Source organism: Calothrix rhizosoleniae SC01 (assembly GCF_900185595.1).
Taxonomy (GTDB): Bacteria; Cyanobacteriota; Cyanobacteriia; order Cyanobacteriales; family Nostocaceae; genus Calothrix_A; species Calothrix_A rhizosoleniae.
The window spans coordinates 1-2082 of the sequence record NZ_FYBH01000447.1 but is presented as its reverse complement, the minus strand read 5'-3'; the positions used below and the strand labels follow the sequence as shown (position 1 = coordinate 2082).

At 37.8% G+C, this 2082-nt stretch carries 2 protein-coding genes and 2 pseudogenes; 1 reads left to right on the top strand and 3 read right to left on the bottom strand.

Annotation, left to right across the window (positions count from 1 at the left end; translation table 11 throughout):
• Nucleotides 1–21: 21 nt before the first annotated feature.
• The gene (locus tag CALSC_RS25215; RefSeq protein WP_088243927.1) at nt 22–726 is read right to left on the bottom strand and encodes a DevA family ABC transporter ATP-binding protein; all 705 of its coding nucleotides are present in this window, start codon (nt 724–726) and stop codon (nt 22–24) included.
• A 353-nt stretch (nt 727–1079) separates the two neighbouring features.
• Between CALSC_RS25215 and CALSC_RS25210 the strand changes: the two genes are divergently transcribed.
• Nucleotides 1080–1694 (top strand): TetR/AcrR family transcriptional regulator, encoded by a 615-nt coding sequence (locus CALSC_RS25210; protein ID WP_088243926.1) that lies wholly within the window; start codon nt 1080–1082, stop codon nt 1692–1694.
• A 33-nt stretch (nt 1695–1727) separates the two neighbouring features.
• Here CALSC_RS25210 and CALSC_RS27740 read toward each other — a convergent pair.
• Both CALSC_RS27740 and CALSC_RS26825 read right to left on the bottom strand, forming a co-directional pair.
• Nucleotides 1728–1898: pseudogene (locus tag CALSC_RS27740) on the bottom strand (IS982 family transposase); the annotation flags it as partial.
• Nucleotides 1868–2082, bottom strand: a pseudogene (locus CALSC_RS26825) (hypothetical protein); the annotation flags it as partial. The pseudogenes CALSC_RS27740 and CALSC_RS26825, both read right to left, overlap by 31 nt.

Below are 2082 nucleotides of genomic sequence, written 5' to 3'. Positions count from 1 at the left end.
TGTTGTGCAATGATTTTTTGTTTAATTTTGGTTAGTTTTAGCGATTACAGATGCATTGGTTAATTTACCATCTTCCAGAGAAATAATCCGATCTGCAATGTCTAGAATCCGATTATCATGGGTGACTAGCAAAATAGTGCAATGCTGCTCCCTGGCTAACTTTTGCATTAAATTCACCACATCTCTACCAGTCTTACTATCCAAGGCGGCTGTAGGTTCATCCGCAAGTACAATTTTAGGTTGACTGACTAAAGCACGAGCGATCGCTACCCGTTGTTTTTGTCCTCCTGAGAGACTTTCTGGATAGTAATGCAAATGATTGGCTAAACCAACTAGCTCCAGTATTTTTGCGGAACGCTCATTCATTTCTTTAACTGGAATACCACTGTGAATTTCTAAGCCCATTCTGACGTTTTGTAATGCTGTCAAACTTTCATGTAAATTATGTGCTTGAAAAATATAACCATTATTACGTCTTACTCTGTCCATTTTTCTAGAATTTGCACCATACATTTCTTGCCCTAAAATTTTTAAACTGCCTTCTTGGGTTGAACGCAAACTACCCACCAAAGTGAGGAGTGTTGTTTTACCAGAACCAGAAGGACCAGTCATCAGGACAACTTCCCCGGCTTGAATCTCCAAATTAATACTAAATAATACTTGTTTGCGTAATTTCCCTATACCAAAATAATGGTTTAGATTGTTGATTGATATAATAGGTTCCATAAGAATTATAGGTTTGAAATTTGTTATTTATTTGAGATTATGTGGGGACGATAGGATTTATCCCACAGTCTCCGGTTTCATCCCCTGTCTGAAACACGAAACACCCAACCATGTTGCTCTTTCTCACAGGCTTTCACTTTCTCCTTACATTTTGGTAAATTAAATTTTTTTGAGCACGGTATCTACACAGATTCAATTAAACTCAACTGACTAAATATACTATATAATAGAACTAATCGGTTTAGTTTGATTTTTGCATGAGGTTGGCTTAATTGTTTGATGGGGACGAACCTCCCAACTCTTGATTTGCAAACCCTTAATTGAAATATCGCCTTATGTATTAAAATTTAAAAATGGCAAGAAATAAAGTAAGTAATATTGATGGTGGAACTTCAATCAATAAAGTTGACAAAATTCTCCAAGGAGCTATGCAGGAGTTCCTAGTACATGGATATGCTGGTACAAGTATGGATAAAGTAGCAGCAGCAGCAGGTGTATCTAAAGCGACTGTTTATAGCCATTTTCAGGATAAGGAAGGATTATTTAAAGCCTTAATTGAGCAAAGAACACGCAAAAAATTTCAGTCAGTTTTTGGGAAACAACCCTTAGAAGGAGAACCAAACATTATACTGCGTCAGTTAGCAATGAAAGCATTGGCGCAAATGTCAGAAGATGAAGAACACCGGGCATTAATGCGGGTAATAATTGGGGAATCTGGGCGATTTCCCAAGTTAGCTCAGGTTTGTGTTCTCTACATGATGAAACCAGTGTTTGAGACTTTGAGTCAGTACCTAAGTTCTCATCCCGAATTGAATTTACCCGATCCAGAAGCAACAGCAAGAGTTTTTGTCGGGACGTTAGTGCATTTTCATATTACCCAGGAAGTTTTGCATGGCAAAGATATTCTCCCCATGACAAATGAACGTTTGATTGATTGTTTAGTTGATTTAATGCTGAATAATTCTTAATTGCGATCGCTAATGTTACGTGAGTTCGACGAACTAAAAAACAGCAGGAGGTAGAGCAGATAAGTCTTTTGGATCAATATCAATAGATGGTTTTTTGGGCAAATAGGTGTAAGCAGTCAATCCTGCCATCAAGTTAACTAAAAAATTAAAAATACTAAGATGACGAGAATGTTCTATCTGACACAGGTTTTTGAGATGGTCATTACTTCGCTTAAGTGAATTCTCGAAAAGCACCGCCCTTCACTAGCCATTGATGGAAATTGTGGCACTTGTTTCCACCACTGTTCCCAGGTTGAGCAAAAATCGTCTACATCGCAGAAAATCTTGGTTACATCCAGGCGAGATACAATTGTGGACATGGCTGGGACACCTTGAAATTTTTGTTCTC